Genomic DNA, 19290 nt, shown 5'->3' on the forward strand with positions numbered 1-19290 from the left:
GCGACCCGCTACGACAGGTGCCCGAAGGTCTTCCTGTCAGCCATCGCCCTCGCAGCACTCGTCATCTATTGGCTATGAGTCCTGACCCTAGTTTTGGTGCATTCGGCTTTGGTGGGCACGCATGAGACTCAGGTAGTACCACAACTCGACTACTTTGCTTACTTGTAGAAAGGACTGAGTTTGCAAACATCAAGAAAGCAACCAAAGAAGGAACTGGCGGAAAAGGCGGCAAAGGTTCGCTGTGCAGACATTTAAGGAGTGCCTGCAAATGTCTGCCACGCGGACCGCCACCGCAGAACTTCAACGCCTCAGTCGAACGGCAGCTCTGGGTTACCACCCGCCTGCACCAGAAACCGTCGTCACGATGGACCAAAGTCCAGTCATGCACTTACAGTCAAACCGGACCACTTGGATGGGGCCGATCAGACTGACTTTTGTTTTGCCGGCATAGGAACCGTCCGCCTCATGACTATCGGAACGGTTCGCATAATCGTCTCACATCGACTTCTAAACGCCAAAGGAGAGCGGGTTAAATACTATTGTTTGGCGCGGGTTTGATGATTCAGATGCGAAGCTGCATCTTGTTTCAAGATCTACTTGGTGTCCCGCGCAACATCGGCCATCTTCTGTTCTCTCATACTGGCAACCAATTTGGTAATCGAATTTGGAGCCCTATTTCGAAAGCTACGAGCGGAATTGCGGAGGTATCCTCAATCGATCTGCGCTAATCTCAGGGTCGTGTCAGCGACCAGAACCGCAGGGGCAGGGCAATCGCCGCCGCAACCAGACCCAGAGTATAACCGATCCAGATGCCGACGGCTCCGAGATCAAAGAGGAAACCCAGAACATAGCTGGCCGGCAAGGCAAGTGGCCAATAGGTTGTCAGGGTAATTATCGTCGGCAGGTTCATGTCCGACATTCCCCTTAGCGCACCCAACGCAGTGCCCTGAACGCCATCCGCAACTTGCAGCAGTGCCACGATGAAAAACAACGTAACCGCGAGGTCAATGACGGCCGGGTCATCCGACATCGTTTCCGCCAGCATTCGGCCAGCAGTAATGAATACGATTGCGGCAACCGCCTGCCAGAGCGTGACCATCACAAAGGACGCCTTCAGGATTGGTCTTAGCCTTTCCCGACTACCTGCGCCGACTGCAAGTCCCACACGGATCGAGGCTGCACCCGCCATGCCAAGTGGGATCATATAGGCCAACCCCGCAAGCGCGTTGACGATCTGATGGGCAGCCAGCGCCTCGGCCCCCAACCAGCCCATCATCAGACCCACCACTGCGTAAGCACCGCCCTCACCTGCGTATCCAAGACAGAGCGGCAGGGCGTCTTTGGCCTGTGACCAGACATCCGCCCATGCAACGGTCACCCGCTGGCGAAAGGCGGCCAGCCCGGGCGCGCGTATCAACACATAAATCCCGGCAACCAGCGACGTACATTGTGAGAGTATGCTGGCCAGACCAGCGCCCAGAATTCCAAGATCAAGGACGTGAATGAAGGCATAGTTTGCGGGTACGTTGAACAGGACACCCAGATAAGACAGTGCAACGGCTGTCCAGGGCCGTCCAACGGCGTCGAACAGAGCTTTCAGGCCGAAAAACAGTGTAAAGGGCACGATCCAGATCGCCATCGACATCCAGTATGGCAACAGGATCGCCAGAACCTCCTTCGGTTGCCCCAAAGGCCCCAGCAGCGGATAGAGTGCCATCATCACCAATGCCGCGCCGCCGCCGCCCAGAAAGCACAGCAACAGCCCGCTGCGCAACGCCAGAGCAACCCGCGCGGCATCGCGTGCGCCCTCGGCTTGGCTGATCTGGACGGAAATTGCGGTGATTACGCCCCAAAGAGCGGAGATAAGGATGATCAAAACGGCCGTGGTCACGCCTGCCGCCGCCAGCGGGACCGTGCCAAGCGGAGAAATCATCGCCGTATCTACGACACCGATCAAAAGTGCGGCGGCCAGCCCGACCATCAGCGGCACGGCAAGCCGGATCAACGGCGTGAATTCGGCGCGGGTGGACGCCTGCGGAATCAGGATTTGATCTGTCATGGGGTACCTGCCGGACAACGTCCGGCGAAAGAGTCGCGGTCAGGAGCTTTATGCTCGGAATGAAGAGGGGCTGCTCAGCCCTGCGACGGGAACACCATGAAATTGGTCCTTTTAGGGACAAGTTAACAGATAAGGTTCTAAGGGAATATTTGTTCGGCGTCCAGATCGCTTTAACAGGGCTGTTTGCCGAACCCTGCCAAGGTCAGGAATGAGCGGAGTTCACCGGGACGTGGTGGGGCTCTGGTCAAACTATCATCTAATTGGCAGCCACGTGGGCAAGGTCACTCAGAAATTTGGCACTTTGTTCGTCGGCCGGAAAAAACAGCTCTATCTTCATATCGTCTAGCGTGACGTCCGTGACTGTGCTGAATTGCGCAATGGTTCCAAACAGGGAAAGCCGCTGACCACCAAAGCGGTAGATCGTAGAAATTGTCGGCCCGATCACCGCGTCACTGCGGGCGTGCCCCTGTTGCGACAACGTGCGCGCCGCGGCGTCCAGTGCGGGTATGCCGCCTGCGTTGGCGCTTTCAGCGCGCAGCCGTAACATCGTGTGATGCGCGACCTCGGGCCAGTTTTCGACAAGCTCAGGCATCAGCGGGCTGGTCAGCAGGTCCAGCAGGCTTTGCCCCTCGCCGATCCCCAGTGGTTTGAACAGCCTTTGGGCACCGCTGTTGAGCATTACAACCGTCCAGAGCCGGTCCAACACCATTCCAGGGTAAGGGGCATGTTGCTGCAGAGTCCATTCAACCGCATCCCGGATGGGCGACATCACCGCGTCGTCAATCGGCGTTGCCGCAAAACGCGGCGCGAACCCTTCGGCGCGCATCATCTGATTTCGGGTTTCGACCGGAAGGTTCATGACCTCGGATAGATGAAGGATCATGTCCTGGCTGGGCCGGGACCGCCCGGTTTCAAGAAATGAGATATGGCGCGCGCTGACCACGGCTTCGACCGCAAGGTCCAGCTGGCTCATCCTGCGTCGCTTTCGCCACTCTTTCAGCATGCCGGGATAGGGTGTCATGACCTGAGTTTAGCAAGGGTCCGAACAGAATTCACTTACCTCTGAGGTAATTGATTTGCGCCTGCCGAAAGTCGCATGAAAGACGTATATCGAAAGGAGACGATCATGACCCAACAACAGTCGGCGATGCGAATCTCAGGCGGTGTTCTTGTTGCGACCGGGGTGCTCTTTGCGCTAGCCGCGCTGCCTTTTTTGCACCTTTTCGCGCATATCTTCCTACAAATCGCGTATTGGCCAATTCACGACGTTGCCGCGGAACTGACGGTTCCTTCGCCCTTGCTGCTTGTCATCACCGGTGGTTTGACCGTTGGTCTGGGGGGCATGCAGTGGGCACTGGGAACCTATGTAGCCCCAGTATCGGCGGTGGCCGCGTCCAAGACCGCACAGATTGCGGCATGGTCCTGGTTCTGCGTCGACAGCTCAGGCGCCATTCTGGTTGGCGCGCCCTTCAATGTCGTACTCAACCTGTCATTTCTGGTCCTGATCCTGATATCCTGCCGCCCCCGGACGGCAAGAAAACACGCAACATCCTGATGCGAAGCGGCATCCATAGAGATTGAAAACAAGGGCTGGCTATTCCAGAAACCCGTCAATGGACGAGGCGACGTCAACGGTGGGTTTCACATCGGACATTCTGGCGTTTTCAAAGGCGTTGCCGCCTTCAATACTCGGCTTGATCCGCTCATATACGGACAGGATTTCCTCTTCCAGTCTGGCCGGCTTTTCTTCGGACCAGCCGGCCTTGGTCTTTGCGATAGCAGAAATCAATGGATCCCGACCCTAGCAGTCAAGCACTGAACCCAAAGGTTCTGTCGCAAACTTTGCTCAATATGGTTCGCGAAGAACTGCTCATCTATTTCCCGGTTTGGATATCTTCCGGATTCACAGATAATGAGTGGATGAGAACGTATAGTTAACTGCCCGTTACCTCTTCACCCGGAACGAAAATTTTCAAGTCCGTCTCAACAAATTTTTCGAATGACAAATTCCAAGCCGATTGCGGCCACAACAAAGTCAGGAACTTTTGTTTGGGCCTGTAAACGGCGGTATAAAGCGTTCCGAACCCTGATTTGAACGCGGTGGAATAGAGCGGCGGGCGCAGGAAAGCGTCGATGAACCGCTTCTCGCTTTCCGGGTGCTGGTTCAGGCGGTTAAGCAGAAATCGCTCGCGTTCCACAGTGGCCGTAAAGCGCGCATGGGTCGACCATTCAACATGACCTTGGTGGTTCGTTGCCACCGGCAGGTCCGAGATTTGTGGATGCCGGTCCGGGGCAAGGTACACTGTACTGTGGTTATGCTTCGCATCCAGAACGGTGACGTTATAGCTCATGTGGCAGGGGATGCGGCACAGGCAGTCGACAGCTTGCGCAGTCGTCTCGCAGGTTTGCAGGACATAGCGCAGGATCAGCGGAACACCAAACCCGTCGCCCACCTCGCGCCGACCACCGAAGGTGAGCGAAATGGTTAGACCGGCATCATTGATCCCGTCGAGCAAGCCCAGAACACCGTCGCTCATCCCTATGACACCGCGTCCGTCCCAGCGGGTTTTCAGCAGCGCTGCATCAAAGGTCTTTGGGTGATAGTCGTAGTTGCGTACCAGAAACGGCGTCTTGCCGCGCCAGATCGCCTGACTGCAGCCTGACAAATATTTTGGCGGGCAGTAGAAACTGAGAAACCGCGCCTGGCTGTCCCTTCCTCCCACAAGCTCGACGACCTCTTCATACATCGGCACGATCTCGGGCATGTGCTTTTGCAGCGCGCGCAAGCATTCGCGATAGGTAGGGCGAGCCGAATACCCCTCTTGCGCCCACCATTTGCGGTAGGCGGGCCAGTATTCGGCAAACAGCCCGGCCAGTTTGGGACCGGGCTGCGCCTCGTCGATCGAGCGAAAAACAAGTGCCATGGGGCTTTCTACATAATCTTGAACGCGGGGTCTTCCATCGGCTGTGCGGCGGGCAGGGGTTCTGCCGCGTAGGCCGAGGTTATGCCGTGAATCCACTTTTTCGACTTGTCCGTCAACTTGAACCCTTTGGTCATCGATCTCCCGCGCGTCACAAGGATGCCCAGATCAGCGCCTTCATAGCGGTAGTCGCCCACGTTGGAGATACGTAGAAAAAACGCCTCGTTCTCACCAACGGCGCGGCGGTGATAGTCGAAGCGGTCGAATACAACATGGCCATCTTCCAGCATCTTGTAGATTCCCGATTGCGGGGCCTGCGTGATGCGATCCACGCTGTCATCGGTGTGTTTGATTACCATCTGCGACCAGCTATCGATCATGTCCGGGTCAGCCCAGCGGGCGTTCAGTTCTTCTACATCCAGCTCGAATGGTTTCTTCGAGAATTCCAGCAGGTGGAACAGGAACAGCGGTGCGTCGGCATGAGCAAAAGCCGCATGGTTGGTCATTGAGCTGGCGCCGGTGATGCGCGGGTTCAGCTCGCCCAACCAAAGTTCATCGGTTTTCTTGTCGATCAGGAAATCGAGTTCGAAATATCCGCGATAGCCGGATTTGCGCAGCTCTTCCCCGAACTGGAAGGTCAGCTGTCGCGCCTGTTCGCGTGCCTTGGGCGGGAACGCAGTCGAGAAGATCTCATTCCCGCACCAGCCACCGCGATAGGGGGTGAGTTCCTTGAACCCCACAAGCTCGGTCATCAGTGGGCCAACGATGGTACCCTCCGAGGTCGCACAAGCCTCGATCGCTGCGCCGCGACAGTCGATCCGCTTCATGATCTTGATCTCGCCTTCGCCGACGATCTCGTCTTTGTGCTTATTGAAATCGGCTTCGGACTTGATGAAGAACGTCGTGTGGCCGCTGTCGCCAAAGGCGGATTGCAGCACCAGATCGTTCCCCAGGCCGGCCTTGTCGCAGGTCTTTTTCAGGTGGTCATAGCTTTTGACCACACTTAGCGTATTGGGCACGGATGGTACACCTGCCTTGTTACCGATGCGAACGGTTTCGATTTTGTTGTCGCATTTGGTGCGCAGCTTGGCCTTGGGGAACCACAGCTGACCGCCCAGCTCCTTGACCAGCTTCTCGGTCGTCTCATCGAACATCAGGAAGACGAATTTCGGCTTGCCGCCACGCCGTTTGACTAGATCGATGACCTCTTTGTGCTGCAGCAGATAGTTGTTGATGTCTTCGATGGACTGAAACTCATCATGCGGCATTTCAGAAGGCACAAACACGTTCGGATGTCGCCCGTCAAAGCAATCCATGTAGCAGATATAGGTGAAGTTCATCACCCATTCATCCAGCCCCAAAAGGTTGAAATTGGTCGCCGACACGAAATAGATCGGGTCCTTGTTGGTGTGGAAATACCGACGGATTTCCGAGATGTTCTTCAGTACCTTTTTTGGCATATTTGTTGTCCTCCCTGACCCTTTAGGGGTTCTTTACTGATTTCAAAGCGTCTTCGGTAAAAATGCGCAGGCCCAAATCGGCGCGAAAACCGTGGATTTCCGAAACATCCAGTTCCTGCATGAATTTCAGAATTTCGGGACTGATCACCTGTCCTGGTACCAAAATGGGAAAGCCCGGCGGGTAGGGGATCACGAAGGTGGCCGAAACCATCTCTTCCCCGGCTTCAAGCCGTTCCAACATCTCCTTGTCGGGCTCGACGTAGTCGCAATTGTCTTCGTCATAGGACAGGAAAAACGCCGTGCGAATGTCACCGGCTTCGGTACCTTCTTCACAGCGGAATGCGTCGTGGAACCGACTGAAATCGGGCAGAGGCGGGACGTGTTCGCTCAGATTCCTAACGCGCTTGTCAAAGGCCAGTTTTTCCATTTTCGAGGCGTCGTCCATCAGATCGTCCAGTTCCTTGGCGATCTCGACCAGCACCTCGATCAGATAGGCGACTGAGCTTCGCGTGGTGCCGATATTGGTCATGAACAGCACTGTATTGCGCGAGGTCTTGTTGATCTGGATGCCGTATTTATCCATCAGGATTTTGGTTTTGAACGTATCGCCATCCCAGCCGGTCGCGCCCACATGCAGCGTGATACGGGTGGCATCCAGAACAAACTCATCCTTGGCCCAGCAATCCCAGACATCGGCCCAGCCCTGATCGGGGTCGAAATAGCTGGTCATGCCACTTTCGCGATATTGCTCGGGGATCATGTCGCCCGCTGTGACCAGCTTGAAGTACTTTCTGAGCAGTGGATGCGTTGTCACCGCCCGGCGAATTGCCATCGCGCTTTCGACCTGCCGCTGGACGAATTCATAGCCTTCGATCTCAACCTGCCTGCGGCCTACATCCAGTGAGGCAATGATCTGGTAATTGGGCGAGGTTGAGGTGTGGGTCATATAGGCCTCGTGAAACGCTTCTTCGACAGCACCTTTGAACTGCTGGTCGTTGACGTGGATCATCGAGCCCTGACGCAAGGATGTCAGTGTCTTATGTGTTGATTGCGTCGCATAGACCCGAACCCGTGCATCGGGAGGCGCAATCAGGCGTGTGTTCAGCCATACCTCATCGTCAGCGCCTTCAAGAGCTGCCTGCTGAGCCTCATAAGCCTCGGCTTGTTCTGTCGTACGGAATTGTTCGCGCAGAATTTTGGCCGACCGCATTGCGGTACGTACACGCGAGTTTGGTGCAAATCTAGCATAGGCGAACCAGGCCTCATCCCACAGGAATACAAGGTCCTTCTTGATCGCCAGACATTCCTGCATCACCCGCTGCACGTTGTAGACGATGCCATCGAAGGTGCAATTGGTCAGCAAGACCATCCGTACCCTGTCAAGCTTTCCTGCCGCGCGTAGGGCCAGCAGCTTATGCTTGATCTCTCGGATCGGTACCGCGCCATACATTGAGTAATCGTGCAGCGGATAGCTGTCCATATAGACTACGCTTGCCCCGGCCAGTACCATGCCGTAGTGGTGCGATTTGTGGCAATCGCGGTCGATCAGCACGATGTCTCCGGGCCGGACCAGCGCCTGCACCACGATCTTGTTGCAGGTTGAGGTGCCGTTGGTGGCAAAAAACGTCTGTTTAGACCCGAATGCGCGGGCGGCGGCTTCCTGCGCCTCTTTGATCGGGCCCTTCGGCTCGAGCAGCGAGTCCAGCCCACCAGATGTGGCCGAAGTTTCCGCCATGAAGATATTTGATCCGTAGAACGCCCCCATGTCCTGAATCCAATGGCTGCGACTGATCGATTTGCCGCGGCTGATCGGCATGGCGTGGAACACGCCTGTGGGCTGTTTGGAGTATTCCTTGAGCGCTGTGAAGAACGGCGTCTTATAGCGCCGCTGCACCCCGCGCAGGATGTTCAGATGCAGTTCCAGAAAGTCTTCCTGATTGTAAAATACGCGTCGGCACAGGCCGAGATCGAGACCGGCGATATCTTCCGCCGAACGATCGGTGATCAGATACGCATCCAGTTCCGGACGCAGCATGCCGATCCGGCGGCAGGTTTCTGGCCCGTATTCCGAGGGTGACAGCGCATCAAGATCGGAACCCTCGCCATAGAGGCTGATATAGCGGCCGAGAACATTGGTTTCGTTCTTGGACTTCAGGCTTAACCCCGGGCGGACGATGACCGCCTGCACATTCTGGTTAAACAGAACCCCGATCAGGGCGTCCTCGACACTGGGAACGACAACAGTTTCATAGATGAACGGATCTTCGCTGCGGCGCATCCGTTGCAGGCTGGTTTGCAGGAATCGTTCTTGATGCTCATTGACATTGTCGACGATCATCACCTCGAAATAAGGCCGGCCTAGCGCGCGGGCCTCATGGCTCTGGGTGGACTCGTCCTCGAACTCATCAACTTCGGTCTCATCCGCGATCAGCGGGATCGAGCGGCGACGATACGCGCCTGAGGTCAGCGCACGCGACACCCGGCGCACGGCGGTTGAGAAATCACCGAAATTGCCATGGTCCAGCAACCGGCGCAGATAGTCGAAGGCAGAACCGCCAGGAAAAGCGAAATACACTTCGATCGGGGCCAGCGCCTGCAACAATTGCCGCGCCCGGTCCCGATCTTTTTCGCTGCCGCCCTGGTCCAGTGACTCGGCCGTTTCCCGTAGCGCGCTCCATCGGTCTGCCCTCAACTGCGAGGCGCTGTAGTAGTCCGAGATGCTGTGGAGCTTTTCGCTATCGGAAATGCCGTGCATGAAACTTTTCCTTTCTGCGGATACCAAAAAGCTGGGTCGGTATCAGTCTGTGCCAGAGCGCCCTTTGTAGAGAAACAGATTGTCGGGCTTGGTCGCGGCGTCTTCGCTGTATCCCAGCGCCGTTCTGGGGTCGGATGCGGCGACACCTGCAACGTCGCCTTTTTGCGGAATACGCAGTGGGCCCAGCGTATGCAGGTAAGCATCCGCCCCGCTGGTACGGTCATAAACCGGGAAGTCAGCTTCGCGGTCGCGGAAGCTTTTGAGAACCTGCCCTAATCCCTTCAGTCCGACTTCGCGCTGGCGGCGGACCTGATCGAGATCGATCTCGATGGGGAAGATATCTTCTTGCCCTGCGGACTGGTGCAACACAGTGGCCGAAGGATCAACGACCAGCGAGCGGCCCACGCCCCCAGCAGCCAGCCCGTTCACGTCGAATACATAGCATTGGAACTGCGCAGCGGTTGCCTTGGCAATCGACAGCTCGGCCTCGCGGTCGGTGGTGCCGGTCAGAACCGGGTGCAGCAGAACCTCGACCCCCTGGCTGGTCAGGTGGCGGGTGGTTTCGGGGAACCAGATGTCATAGCAGATCGATAGGCCAAACCGGCCCACATCCGGCACATCAAAGATGCAGAAATCCGTGCCAGAGGCGATGTTCTGCTCATAAGGCTTGAACGGGAACATCTTGGAATATTTCGAGACGATCTCACCATCCGGGTTGATCACCACCGAGGTGTTGAAAATCCGCCCGTCTTCGTGCTTTTCGAACATCGAGCCGGGGATAAGCCAGATCCCATAACGCCGAGCCGCATCCTGAAAACGCGACAGGTCATTATTGGGAAAGGGCTGAGCAAACCGGTCGAGCGGACCATGAGGCGCCAGTTCGCTGAACAGCGCCATCTGGGTCCAGGGGAACCGGGCCATCATGATGTCGATCCGATGCAGCATCGCGTCGACATTCGACTGCAACGCACCGACATGCATCTGGATTCCGGTTATCGCAAAAGGGGTCATTTCGTTTTTCTTCTCTTTTTCTTGCCGATTGCGATCGCCGTTGTGATCCGGCGTTCTTCATCGGAGCATAAAACTGTGGGGTCGCGCAAGCCTGCTGTCCACAGGCTGTGGTTTTCAGAGGACACTGCCTTCATACTGCCTCTTCCTCGGTGGTATCTTCTGCCTGCGGTTCCACAAAATCGATGTCATTTCGAACCCAGAAGAAACGGAACCCGCAACTGCGCAACCATTTCTCCAGCCGATCAAGGCTGGACCATTCCCGCCGCAACCCACGGGTGGATTCGACCAGTGCCCATTGGCCGTCGACCAGAAAATAAACTGTCCAAGTGTTAGGGTGCGCTGACTGATTGGCAAAACCGCCACTGACGACTTCGCGCGCAGTGCGAACGGCAACGGGATAGTCACCAATGCGATTCTCAGCAGCGAGAATCCCCAGATCATTTTGACGGATCGTAAAAGTTGGCAGCGGAGCGTCGCTCATGCGCGGCGCTCCTTGTGATCCGCCAAATACTCAAAAATGTCGATCATGCAGCTTCAGTTTGCTCTGAATTCAAAAGCGCTCTGCGTCGCTCACTGATATCAGCAGGCTTGAGGTTTTCGAGGCGCGTTGCCAACGTCCAGACATGTCCGAACGGATCGGCGATCGTGGCACAGCGTTCGCCCCAATAGGTATCGTTCGCCTCTGAAATCAGGCTGGCACCGTTCTCGAGTGCGGTCGCGAGCGTGGCGTCGGTATCTTCAACATACATGTGATGCCCAACCGGTGTGACCGTGCCCGGTGCAGTTGGACCATGAGCGCCCCAACCTGCCGTGACGAACAGCATCGAGGTGCCGATCTTGATGGCTGCAAAGCCCGGCGCCTCATCCGCGTCAAATGCCTGAATCTTTGCGTCAAACGCGCATTCATAAAATTGCACTGCGGCAGTAACGTCGGCAACTGCAAGAGATGCAGTGCAGGTGCGGTAACCTCGTGGCAGAGTGGCAGGCTTCTTTTTCATTCCGGTAATCTCCGAATTGAGCAGAGTCGCTCGTTGAACATGCAGGAATATCCCGCACTATGCACCATACTGTGGGATATACCACTCAATATTGCAACACTATGATGCATAGTGCTTTGAATTGAAGGTTCTGTCGCAAACTTTGGGCATTGGTTGACCAAATCACGTGTCTTGGCTTTTTTGGCTTAAAATCAATTGCGAGCAGGTTTCAGTATGGCCGTCTTTGAAATACGGCCACTTCCCCAGGGACGTGGTCTTGTGCGCTGTGTTCTTCTAATGGTTCTGTTGCAGAGTTTTGACCATTGTCGCGCGTGGATGTAGCGAGCGTATTGTCCTTCTAATAGTTAGGTCGAAAGTCGGCTCATGATTTTATTCAAAGGCGAACAATATCTTTAGGATGTGATCCTGTTCGCGGTCTTCTTCTATGTCCGGTACGGCGTGTCATACCGTGATCTGGAAGAGATCATACACGAACGAGGCGTTTCTGTGGACCACACCACGCTGAACAGGTGGGTGACACGGTATTCCGGTGCAATCTCTGAGAACGCTCGTCGCCGCAAAGTGCTGTGTGTCCGCTCTTGGAGAATGGGTGAAACTTACATCAAGGTTAAGGGCAACCTCTATCGCTCCGTTGACAAACATGGCAATACGCCTGACTTCATGCTGTCGCAGCGCCGTAACAGACTGACCTCCGTCAAATTCTTTGCTCGTATGCTGGAGGTCAACGGTCTGCCACGAAAGACTGTCATCGACAAAGCGAGCAAAGATGCAGCGTCGCGGGTGCATAGCGGACGAAGCGTTACGGCAAACCCGACGTGATCAAAGGTGCAATAAAAACGAAATCATGTTGGCTATGTCTCTTGAAAAAGTAACGGTCCGCGTTTGCGGACCGTTTTCAGCTTGCATTTTTTGAGATCAGCGGGTTTGCCCCAATGGATCCAGCTCGTCCCTTAGCCAATCTCCAAGCAGGTTTAGGCCAAGCACCGTAAGCATGATGGCGACACCTGGGAAAACGGTAACCCACCAGGCAGTTTGGATGTAGCTGCGCCCTTCAGAAAGCATGCCACCCCAGCTTGGCGTCTGCGGGTCTGCGCCGAGGCCAAGGAAGGTCAGGCTGCTTTCAAGAAGGATATTGTTAGCCACATTCAGTGTCAGCAGAATGATCAGCGGACCCATGGCGTTCGGCAGAATGTGCGAAAAGATGATTTTCACATCCGGCAAGCCATAACTCCGTGCGGCTTGTACAAACTCCCGCTCTCGCAGGCTCAGTACTGAGCTCCGAACCAGGCGCGCATATTGCACCCATTGCGAAACGATCATCAGGACGATGATCCGATCGATCCCGGGACCCACTATGGCAATGACAGTGATCGCCATCAGGATGAACGGTAAGGCCAACTGGACATCGGCAAACCGCATGACAAAGGTATCCAGGAATCCGCGATAGTAGCCCGCGAAGAGCCCGATCACTGTTCCCAGCACCACCGACCCGACGGCAGAGAGCACGCCGACCAACAGTGAAACACGCCCACCGTGGATAATGCGTTCCAGAATATCCCGGCCCAACGGATCTGTCCCCAACGGGTGTTCAGACGATAGGAAAGGCGGCGTCAAACGTGCCAGAAGGTCAACTGTAGCCCCCCCGTCGGGATAGATGACCCCGGAAAACAGAACCAGTAGGGTCAGAGCTCCGGTCAGCAAAGCGCCCGCAATGAACTCGAACTTGAAGTAGCGGCTCATCAGAAACTTCGGAACGGCACGCACAGGTTTTTGTCGCGTTTGATCAGTCATTTAAGCCACCCTGATACGCGGATCGATCAGGCCGTAAACCAAATCGACAGCAAGGTTAACGGCGACAATCATGATCGCCAGAATGGAAACGGTTGCCTGCAGAAGCGGGTAATCGCGTTGCGCTATGGCCTCGATAGACAGCGTGCCCATCCCGGGCCAGTTGAACACCAGTTCGACCACCACAAGCCCGCCGATCAGATTGCCAAACTGCAGACCGAGGAAGGTTACAATTGCTATTGCCGCATTGCGCAGGGCGTGCTTGTAAATCACTACTCCCTCGGTCATGCCCTTGGCGCGGGCCACCATCACATATTGGGCCGACAACGTCTCCAACATCTGGGTGCGAACCAGACGAACATTCGTCGCCGTCAGGATGATCCCGATTGTCATGGCGGGCAGGATCAGTGCGGACCAGCTTTCAAAGCCCGACGCCGGCAGGAGCGGGAAGGTGATCGATAAAAGAAGCACGAACATGATCCCAAGCCAGAAGTTCGGGAAAGAAAGCCCCACCAACGATAACACCCGGATGACCTGATCAGACAGACCGCCTCTGTGGAGCGCCGAGTGGATTCCCAAAGGGATCGAAACAAGGATCGACACCCCAAGGGAAGCGACCGCCAGCAGCAGGGTTGCGGGCATGGCTATTCCGATCAGATCGCGGATTGAGCCGCGAAAAAACGAATCCCCGAGATCACCGGTCAGAAGGTTTTTGACAAAGTCGAAATACTGAACAAAGAACGGACGGTTCAGACCCAAAGCCTCGCGGATGCGGGCAAGGTCTTCTTCTGTAACATTGCTTGATTCAGCGGTCATCATGATCGCTGGATCACCAGTCAGGCGGATGGCGAAAGCAACAAAGAGGGTCACAGCAAGCATCACAAGTACCGCTTGAAAGACACGTTGCAGGATGAAGCGAAAGACGGGCACGAGATCTCCTCCCAGCGACCAATGCTGATGGCAACCAGCTCCCAAGCCAGCAGGATTGGAAGCCGGAATTGGTTTAATTCAGGGTGATGTTCATGTAGCGGACGCGGTCATCTGGCGCCGGAACAAAGCCTTCGACACGATTGTTCACACCATAGAGCGTGGATAGGTTGTAGAGAGGCAGATCGAGCGCATGCTCGTGCGCATAAGCGGCCACTTTCTGCAACGCGTCCCGGCGCACTTGGGCGTTGTAGGTCGCCCGTTCTTCTTCGAGCAGCGCATTCAGCTTTGCATCATCGATGTAGGGGTTATTGCGTTCACCTGTATGGTACAGCAGATAGGCCGTGTTATCGAAGTCAAAAGTCCAACCACCCCAGCCAAAGTAGAACATCTCGCCGGATTTGCCGTTGGTCACGATCTCGTTGAAGAAGACGCTGGTCTCGTGGGTGCGAACCTTTAACTTCAAGCCAACTTGTTCAAGATAAGCTGCCATGACCTGTGCAATTTCGCGGAACGTGTCATTGTTGCTTGGAATATCCAGCGTGATTTCGGTCCCCGGCGTAACACCTGCCTCTTGCAACAGCGCTTTTGCACCTTCCGGGTCGTATGGATAGGGCTGAAGTGACGTATCATTGCCAAAGGATTTCTCGCCCTGAGCGCTGGATATCGGGCTTGCGAGTCCACCGAGCAGCGCCTCAATGATGGTCTCACGATCGACTGCCATTGAGATTGCTTTGCGCACACGCGGATCAGTGGTGATACCGTTTTCCGTATTGAAACGCGTGATGACAACGGACGGGCCATCGACAGCGACAAGGTCCACGACATCGCTTTGCTTGATGGTTTCAACCGATGGCGTCGGAATGTTCAGAGAGATGTCGATGCCGCCGGACAGAAGCTCCGCCATGCGTGTCGCGTCTTCTGGAATGAAACGGATGTTTACAATGTCGAGCTTGGCTTCGCCGTTCCAATAATTGTCGAACCGCTCAAGCTTTACGCCAACGGTTGGGGTGTATTCAACGACCTTGAACGGACCGGTGCCGACCGGTTTCATGTCGAATGCTTCTTCCCCGACTTCTTGGATATATTTCGGCGGAACGATCATCGCGCCGTAGCCGGACAGCTTGGTGATCAGGACCGGATCGGGACGTTCCATCATGAAATCTACGGTGTGCTCATCAACAACCACAACTTCACGGATCGATGTGTAGTTGCCGCGCTGCGGACCCTTGGCACCTTCTTCGCCGAGTAAACGATCAAAGGTGTATTTCACCGCCTCTGCATTGAAGGGTTCACCGTTGTGGAATTCGACACCTTCGCGCAGGGTGAACCGAATACGGGTTTCGTCATCCAGGAATTCCCAATTGGTGGCGAGACCCGGTTGCAGTTGCAAGTCTTCACCGCGGAAAACCAGCCCGTCAAAGACATTGCTTGCGATCGAACCCCAGGCTAGGCGGAAAGTGTCGATCGGATCGAGATTTTGCGGATCACGCCCCTGTGCGACGTTCAATGTGGTTTCTGCAAACGCAATCATGGGCGTTGCGAAAGTGAGGCATGATGCCAAAAGTGTCGAACGGACCGCGTTCTTGGCCGTGAGATATCGTGAGAGTTTAGACATAAGTCCTCCAGTCGGTGATTTGTGAACGGGGCATTCGCCCTTGTTGTTGCGCTGATTGGGTGGCGGGCTAGTGCAGCGATACCCCCATTTCCTCGGTGGATTGCGCAGCGTAGAAATGGCCGTCTTCGACGGATTGAAGATCGACAAGCGCCGGCCCGTCGCCGACAGGGCGCATTGCGCTTGGAATTTCCCCTTCCAACGGTGGCCGGGAGGGGCGGTGACCCGGACTTAGAACCGGAACAGCGGACAATAGCCTTTTCGTATAGGGGTGCTGAGGGTTCTCAAAGATTTGCTGGCGGCTACCGATCTCGACGATCTGGCCCAGATACATCACTGCCACGCGATGGCTGATCCGTTCTACCACTGCCATGTCATGGGTGATGAAGAGGTAGGATAACCCCTGTTCAGCCTGCAGCTGCATCAAGAGATTCACAACCTGCGCCTGCACGGACACATCAAGCGCAGAGACCGCCTCATCAGCAATGATCAGGTTAGGGTCGCAGGCCAGAGCGCGGGCAATGCAGAGACGCTGTCGCTGGCCACCCGAGAACTGATGCGGGTATCGGGTGGAATGGGCTGCGGGCAGATCGACTTTGGTCAGCAGATCTGCAATCTTCGCCTCGGCTTCCTCTTTGGATGACACCAACCCGTGGACTTTCGCAGGTTCAATTAGGCTTTCGCCGACAGTCTTGCGCGGATTCAGCGAGCCATAGGGGTCCTGAAAGACATATTGGCTTTGCTTGCGGAACGATTTGCGCTGTCCCGCTGGCAGAGAAAAGATGTCCTGACCGTTGTACCGCATCGCGCCTGATACCGGTTCCACCAGCTGTTGAATGGTTTTCCCGACCGTGGATTTGCCGCTGCCGGATTCCCCGACCAGAGCAAGTGTTTCTCCGGGATAGATTTTGAATGAGATTTTCTCTGCCGCGTGCACTCGGTGCGTCACGCGGTTCAAGAGCCCGCCACGGATGTCATATCGTGTCGTCAGGTCTTCAACCTCAAGCAATGGCTGGCTGCGATCCACGGCCTTGGCCGGGGTCTTGTCGCGGATCGGTGTTCGACCCGGAATGTCAAACAGTTTCGGACGCGTGGTGCCGGTCATGCTGCCAATGCGCGGCACCGCTGCCAATAGCGCCTGCGTGTAGGCTTCTTTCGGAGTCCCCAAGACGGTTTCCACCGATCCGGTTTCGACGAACTTGCTGGCCTTCATCACCAGAACATTGTCAGCCATCTCGGAGACGACCCCCATGTCATGGCTGATGAAAATCACGGAGGTTCCCATCTCGGCCTGCAGTTCACGAATGATGTGAAGAATTTGTGCCTGAATGGTCACGTCGAGTGCCGTTGTCGGCTCGTCCGCGATCAGGATTTTTGGCTGGCAGCAAAGTGCCATGGCGATCATGACACGTTGGCGCATACCACCGGACAATTGGTGCGGATAGCTGTCCAGCAAGCGCGCGGCGTTGGGCAAGCGCACAAGGTCCAGAAACTCCAGTGCCTTGGCGCGAGCATCGCGTTTGCTCAACCCCTGGTGGAAGACCAGCGTCTCGCCCATTTGCCCTCCGATCGTGAACACCGGGTTCAGGGACGTCATAGGTTCCTGGAAGATCATCGCGATTTCATTGCCGCGGATTTTGCGAAGCTCGCGCTCAGAAAGCTGGGCGAGGTCCACACGCCGCCCCAGAGTTTCACTTCCGAAAAGTAATTTGCCTTTTGGAACACGGCCTCCGATGTGTCGCAGCAGTCCCAGGATCGCGAGCGATGAGATCGATTTGCCAGAACCGGATTCACCAACGATGGCCAAGGTTTTGTTGTGCTCAAGATCGAAGGACACGCCATCGACAGCCCGAACCGCGAAATCCCCATAGCCGAATTCGACTGTTAAACCGCGAACGGAAAGCAGAGGGGCGACATTTGTAGAGCTGTCTGGCATTGCCGTGATCCTTATACGAAGAGCGATCGCTGTGTGGAGAGCTGATGGCTCAGCGTACCGATGCAGATCGCGACGGCATCGGTGATCATGGCCAAACTCATCGAGGGTACTTTCGCCTCACGGCGTTTTGTCATGGCGATGTTTGCGGGGGTCTGGGGCACATGAATGAATCCGTGCCAAGTAGGCATGCCCCATTGGTGAACCAAATGCGCTGTGGTGTAGAGCATCTGGTTACAAAGGTGGGTGCCCGCGTGAAAGGACAGCGCCGCAGGTATACCCGCTTTATTGATCGCATCGACCATTTCTTCGTTGGGAAGCGTCGCGTTGTAGGCGTCAGGTCCAGAGGTCATAATCGGGGTTCTTTCATAGCTTTTGCCCGCCACATCAGGAACAGAGAAATGTCGCCAATTGATGCCGACCATTTCAGCCTCGATGATTCCTGCGTCCGAAACTCCGAGCCCAAGCCATGCGTCCGGGCACTGCTCTTCAAGAAGTGTTTTCACATTATCTGTCAGGCTCGTGCTGCACACAGGAAGGACGTGCAGGCTCAGATCGCAATCATGCCAAACACGCTTGCGCAGCTCCTCCACGGTCTGTGCCGCCGGGTTGTTTTCCGCCTTAGCCCAGGGACCATAACCCGCCACCAATATCTTCGGCTGATGCGCCATTCGTACTTCCTTGGTTTTCAGTTTCAGAAACCATGGACGAACGACCTTGATAATCTCAAGTCATATTAATACATTGATCTATGCCGAAATATTATACACGAGATTTCCGCAGTGAAACACCGTCAAATTGAAGCCTTCCGTAGTGTCATGCAGTCCGGGACCACGGCCCAAGCTGCAAACTTGATGTCTGTGACCCAACCGGCGGTCAGTCGATTGATTGCAGATCTCGAAATTTACCTAGATTTCAAATTGTTCGAACGTACCAAGGGACGTTTGTTTCCAACGCCAGAAGCGCTTCGTTTCTACGATGGAGTTGAACGGTTTTATATTGGCATCGAAGAGCTTGATGGCGCGGCGAAACAAATTCGGGAGGAGCGGCCGAGTGACTTAAAAATCTGTGCGACACCCGCCTTATCAACCAGTGTCATTCCCATGGCGGTCAAAAAATTCCGCGAATCTCACCCCTCTGTGGCTTTCCAGATCGAGACCGGCTCATTTACGCAGATTGCACTCAAACTCCAAACGCATCAGGCGACTCTTGGGATTGCGCATGGGTTTCCAGACTTACCGGGCATGCAGAAAGAGTTATTGATCAAAGCCGCTCACGTCTGCGCAATGCACGAAACACATCCACTGGCGATGCGTGACGTGATCAGGCCTAAGGATTTGGAAGGCGAAAACGTGCTGCGGATATTGCCGGAGCAACAGGTCAATTGGGACGATACGTATATTGTGCTCGACGAAGCTGGCGTTCGATACAAGTCCGATATCGGCATCCAGAGCTCTCATACCGGCTATTCAATGATCGCGGAGAACTTGGCAATTGGTATTATCGAACCCTTTGGCGCTGGTCCCTGGCGTGCCAACGGAGTAGTCACCCGACGCTTTGAACCCAGTATTGAGTATTCCTATACGATCGCTCGGCCCGAGGGGTTGCCTTCCTCAAAGCTACTGGAGGATTTTGTCAACGTCCTGAAAACCGCTGCTTCAAAGTTTTCGCGATTCACCGATGGAACCGAAAGCCTTGAGCAGGGCTAGTGCCGAAAGAGACATTTTAGATCATCTTGCACGCCCAAGGTGCCACACAATCGTGTTCCCTTTATCCGCGAACCGGACTGGGTTGTGAAGGTGTTGTCTAATCGCACAGCCTAG

At 55.4% G+C, this 19290-nt stretch carries 17 protein-coding genes and 1 pseudogene; 3 read left to right on the forward strand and 15 right to left on the reverse strand.

Annotated elements, in window-relative coordinates:
• Positions 1-730: 730 nt before the first annotated feature.
• Together ACR0IK_RS15820 and ACR0IK_RS15825 are read right to left on the reverse strand one after the other, a co-directional pair.
• The gene (locus ACR0IK_RS15820) at positions 731-2059 is read right to left on the reverse strand and encodes an MATE family efflux transporter (RefSeq protein ID WP_480642186.1); all 1329 of its coding nucleotides are present in this window, start codon (positions 2057-2059) and stop codon (positions 731-733) included.
• Positions 2060-2315: 256 nt separating this feature from the next.
• Complete coding sequence (locus tag ACR0IK_RS15825) at positions 2316-3080, reverse strand: helix-turn-helix transcriptional regulator (RefSeq protein WP_480642187.1); 765 nt, start codon at positions 3078-3080, stop codon at positions 2316-2318.
• Between the two features lie 105 nt (positions 3081-3185).
• On the opposite strand from ACR0IK_RS15825, the gene ACR0IK_RS15830 reads away from it, so the two are divergent.
• Positions 3186-3614 carry a hypothetical protein gene (locus tag ACR0IK_RS15830; protein WP_480642188.1) on the forward strand — a complete coding sequence of 143 codons (429 nt, stop codon included), beginning with the start codon at positions 3186-3188 and terminating at the stop codon, positions 3612-3614.
• A gap of 39 nt (positions 3615-3653) precedes the next feature.
• Here the strand turns inward: ACR0IK_RS15830 and ACR0IK_RS15835 are convergent, their stop codons facing one another.
• The 8 genes from ACR0IK_RS15835 to ACR0IK_RS15870 form a co-directional block, all read right to left on the reverse strand.
• Positions 3654-3848 carry a hypothetical protein gene (locus tag ACR0IK_RS15835; RefSeq protein WP_480642189.1) on the reverse strand — a complete coding sequence of 65 codons (195 nt, stop codon included), beginning with the start codon at positions 3846-3848 and terminating at the stop codon, positions 3654-3656.
• 145 nt (positions 3849-3993) lie between these two features.
• Positions 3994-4983: a C45 family autoproteolytic acyltransferase/hydolase gene (locus tag ACR0IK_RS15840; protein WP_480642190.1), complete on the reverse strand. Its 990-nt coding sequence runs from the start codon at positions 4981-4983 to the stop codon at positions 3994-3996.
• Between the two features lie 8 nt (positions 4984-4991).
• Positions 4992-6440, reverse strand: coding sequence for a biotin carboxylase (locus ACR0IK_RS15845; protein WP_480642191.1), 1449 nt, complete (start codon positions 6438-6440; stop codon positions 4992-4994).
• A 22-nt stretch (positions 6441-6462) separates the two neighbouring features.
• Entirely contained in the window at positions 6463-9195 is a 2733-nt protein-coding gene (locus tag ACR0IK_RS15850) for an aminotransferase class I/II-fold pyridoxal phosphate-dependent enzyme (RefSeq protein ID WP_480596959.1), read from the reverse strand.
• 42 nt (positions 9196-9237) lie between these two features.
• Complete coding sequence (locus tag ACR0IK_RS15855) at positions 9238-10206, reverse strand: carbon-nitrogen hydrolase family protein (RefSeq protein ID WP_480596961.1); 969 nt, start codon at positions 10204-10206, stop codon at positions 9238-9240.
• Positions 10203-10340 carry a hypothetical protein gene (locus ACR0IK_RS15860; RefSeq protein ID WP_480596963.1) on the reverse strand — a complete coding sequence of 46 codons (138 nt, stop codon included), beginning with the start codon at positions 10338-10340 and terminating at the stop codon, positions 10203-10205. The genes ACR0IK_RS15855 and ACR0IK_RS15860 overlap by 4 nt, the downstream gene beginning before the upstream one ends.
• Complete coding sequence (locus ACR0IK_RS15865) at positions 10337-10687, reverse strand: hypothetical protein (protein WP_480596965.1); 351 nt, start codon at positions 10685-10687, stop codon at positions 10337-10339. Before ACR0IK_RS15865 ends, ACR0IK_RS15860 begins: the two co-directional genes overlap by 4 nt.
• Positions 10688-10730: 43 nt before the next feature.
• Positions 10731-11204, reverse strand: a complete 474-nt coding sequence (locus tag ACR0IK_RS15870) for a VOC family protein (protein WP_480642192.1) — start codon at positions 11202-11204, stop codon at positions 10731-10733.
• 399 nt (positions 11205-11603) lie between these two features.
• Between ACR0IK_RS15870 and ACR0IK_RS15875 the strand changes: the two are divergent.
• Positions 11604-11978 (forward strand): annotated as a pseudogene (locus ACR0IK_RS15875) (IS6 family transposase); the annotation flags it as partial.
• A gap of 141 nt (positions 11979-12119) precedes the next feature.
• Here ACR0IK_RS15875 and ACR0IK_RS15880 read toward each other — a convergent pair.
• The 5 genes from ACR0IK_RS15880 to ACR0IK_RS15900 all read right to left on the reverse strand — a co-directional run bounded on the left by ACR0IK_RS15880 (position 12120) and on the right by ACR0IK_RS15900 (position 18138).
• The gene (locus tag ACR0IK_RS15880; RefSeq protein WP_480642193.1) at positions 12120-12995 is read right to left on the reverse strand and encodes an ABC transporter permease; all 876 of its coding nucleotides are present in this window, start codon (positions 12993-12995) and stop codon (positions 12120-12122) included.
• Positions 12996-13922, reverse strand: a complete 927-nt coding sequence (locus ACR0IK_RS15885; protein ID WP_480642194.1) for an ABC transporter permease — start codon at positions 13920-13922, stop codon at positions 12996-12998.
• A 73-nt stretch (positions 13923-13995) separates the two neighbouring features.
• Positions 13996-15453 (reverse strand): ABC transporter substrate-binding protein, encoded by a 1458-nt coding sequence (locus tag ACR0IK_RS15890; RefSeq protein ID WP_480642195.1) that lies wholly within the window; start codon positions 15451-15453, stop codon positions 13996-13998.
• A gap of 151 nt (positions 15454-15604) precedes the next feature.
• Complete coding sequence (locus ACR0IK_RS15895; RefSeq protein WP_480642196.1) at positions 15605-17470, reverse strand: ABC transporter ATP-binding protein; 1866 nt, start codon at positions 17468-17470, stop codon at positions 15605-15607.
• Between the two features lie 11 nt (positions 17471-17481).
• A complete protein-coding gene (locus ACR0IK_RS15900) occupies positions 17482-18138 on the reverse strand; it encodes a pyroglutamyl-peptidase I (protein ID WP_480642197.1) in 657 nt (218 codons plus the stop codon).
• A gap of 111 nt (positions 18139-18249) precedes the next feature.
• Between ACR0IK_RS15900 and ACR0IK_RS15905 the strand changes: the two genes are divergently transcribed.
• Positions 18250-19176: a LysR substrate-binding domain-containing protein gene (locus ACR0IK_RS15905; protein ID WP_480642198.1), complete on the forward strand. Its 927-nt coding sequence runs from the start codon at positions 18250-18252 to the stop codon at positions 19174-19176.
• Positions 19177-19290: the final 114 nt, after the last annotated feature.

It is taken from the genome of Ruegeria sp. BF7, from assembly GCF_056538605.1.

Coding starts and splice junctions, on each gene's coding strand:
- ACR0IK_RS15820 (WP_480642186.1), bottom strand. CDS start 2,059: ATGACAGATCAAATCCTGATTCCGCAGGCGTCCACCCGCGCCGAATTC.
- ACR0IK_RS15825 (WP_480642187.1), bottom strand. CDS start 3,080: ATGACACCCTATCCCGGCATGCTGAAAGAGTGGCGAAAGCGACGCAGG.
- ACR0IK_RS15830 (WP_480642188.1), top strand. CDS start 3,186: ATGACCCAACAACAGTCGGCGATGCGAATCTCAGGCGGTGTTCTTGTT.
- ACR0IK_RS15840 (WP_480642190.1), bottom strand. CDS start 4,983: ATGGCACTTGTTTTTCGCTCGATCGACGAGGCGCAGCCCGGTCCCAAA.
- ACR0IK_RS15845 (WP_480642191.1), bottom strand. CDS start 6,440: ATGCCAAAAAAGGTACTGAAGAACATCTCGGAAATCCGTCGGTATTTC.
- ACR0IK_RS15850 (WP_480596959.1), bottom strand. CDS start 9,195: ATGCACGGCATTTCCGATAGCGAAAAGCTCCACAGCATCTCGGACTAC.
- ACR0IK_RS15855 (WP_480596961.1), bottom strand. CDS start 10,206: ATGACCCCTTTTGCGATAACCGGAATCCAGATGCATGTCGGTGCGTTG.
- ACR0IK_RS15860 (WP_480596963.1), bottom strand. CDS start 10,340: ATGAAGGCAGTGTCCTCTGAAAACCACAGCCTGTGGACAGCAGGCTTG.
- ACR0IK_RS15865 (WP_480596965.1), bottom strand. CDS start 10,687: ATGAGCGACGCTCCGCTGCCAACTTTTACGATCCGTCAAAATGATCTG.
- ACR0IK_RS15870 (WP_480642192.1), bottom strand. CDS start 11,204: ATGAAAAAGAAGCCTGCCACTCTGCCACGAGGTTACCGCACCTGCACT.
- ACR0IK_RS15880 (WP_480642193.1), bottom strand. CDS start 12,995: ATGACTGATCAAACGCGACAAAAACCTGTGCGTGCCGTTCCGAAGTTT.
- ACR0IK_RS15890 (WP_480642195.1), bottom strand. CDS start 15,453: ATGATTGCGTTTGCAGAAACCACATTGAACGTCGCACAGGGGCGTGAT.
- ACR0IK_RS15895 (WP_480642196.1), bottom strand. CDS start 17,470: ATGCCAGACAGCTCTACAAATGTCGCCCCTCTGCTTTCCGTTCGCGGT.
- ACR0IK_RS15900 (WP_480642197.1), bottom strand. CDS start 18,138: ATGGCGCATCAGCCGAAGATATTGGTGGCGGGTTATGGTCCCTGGGCT.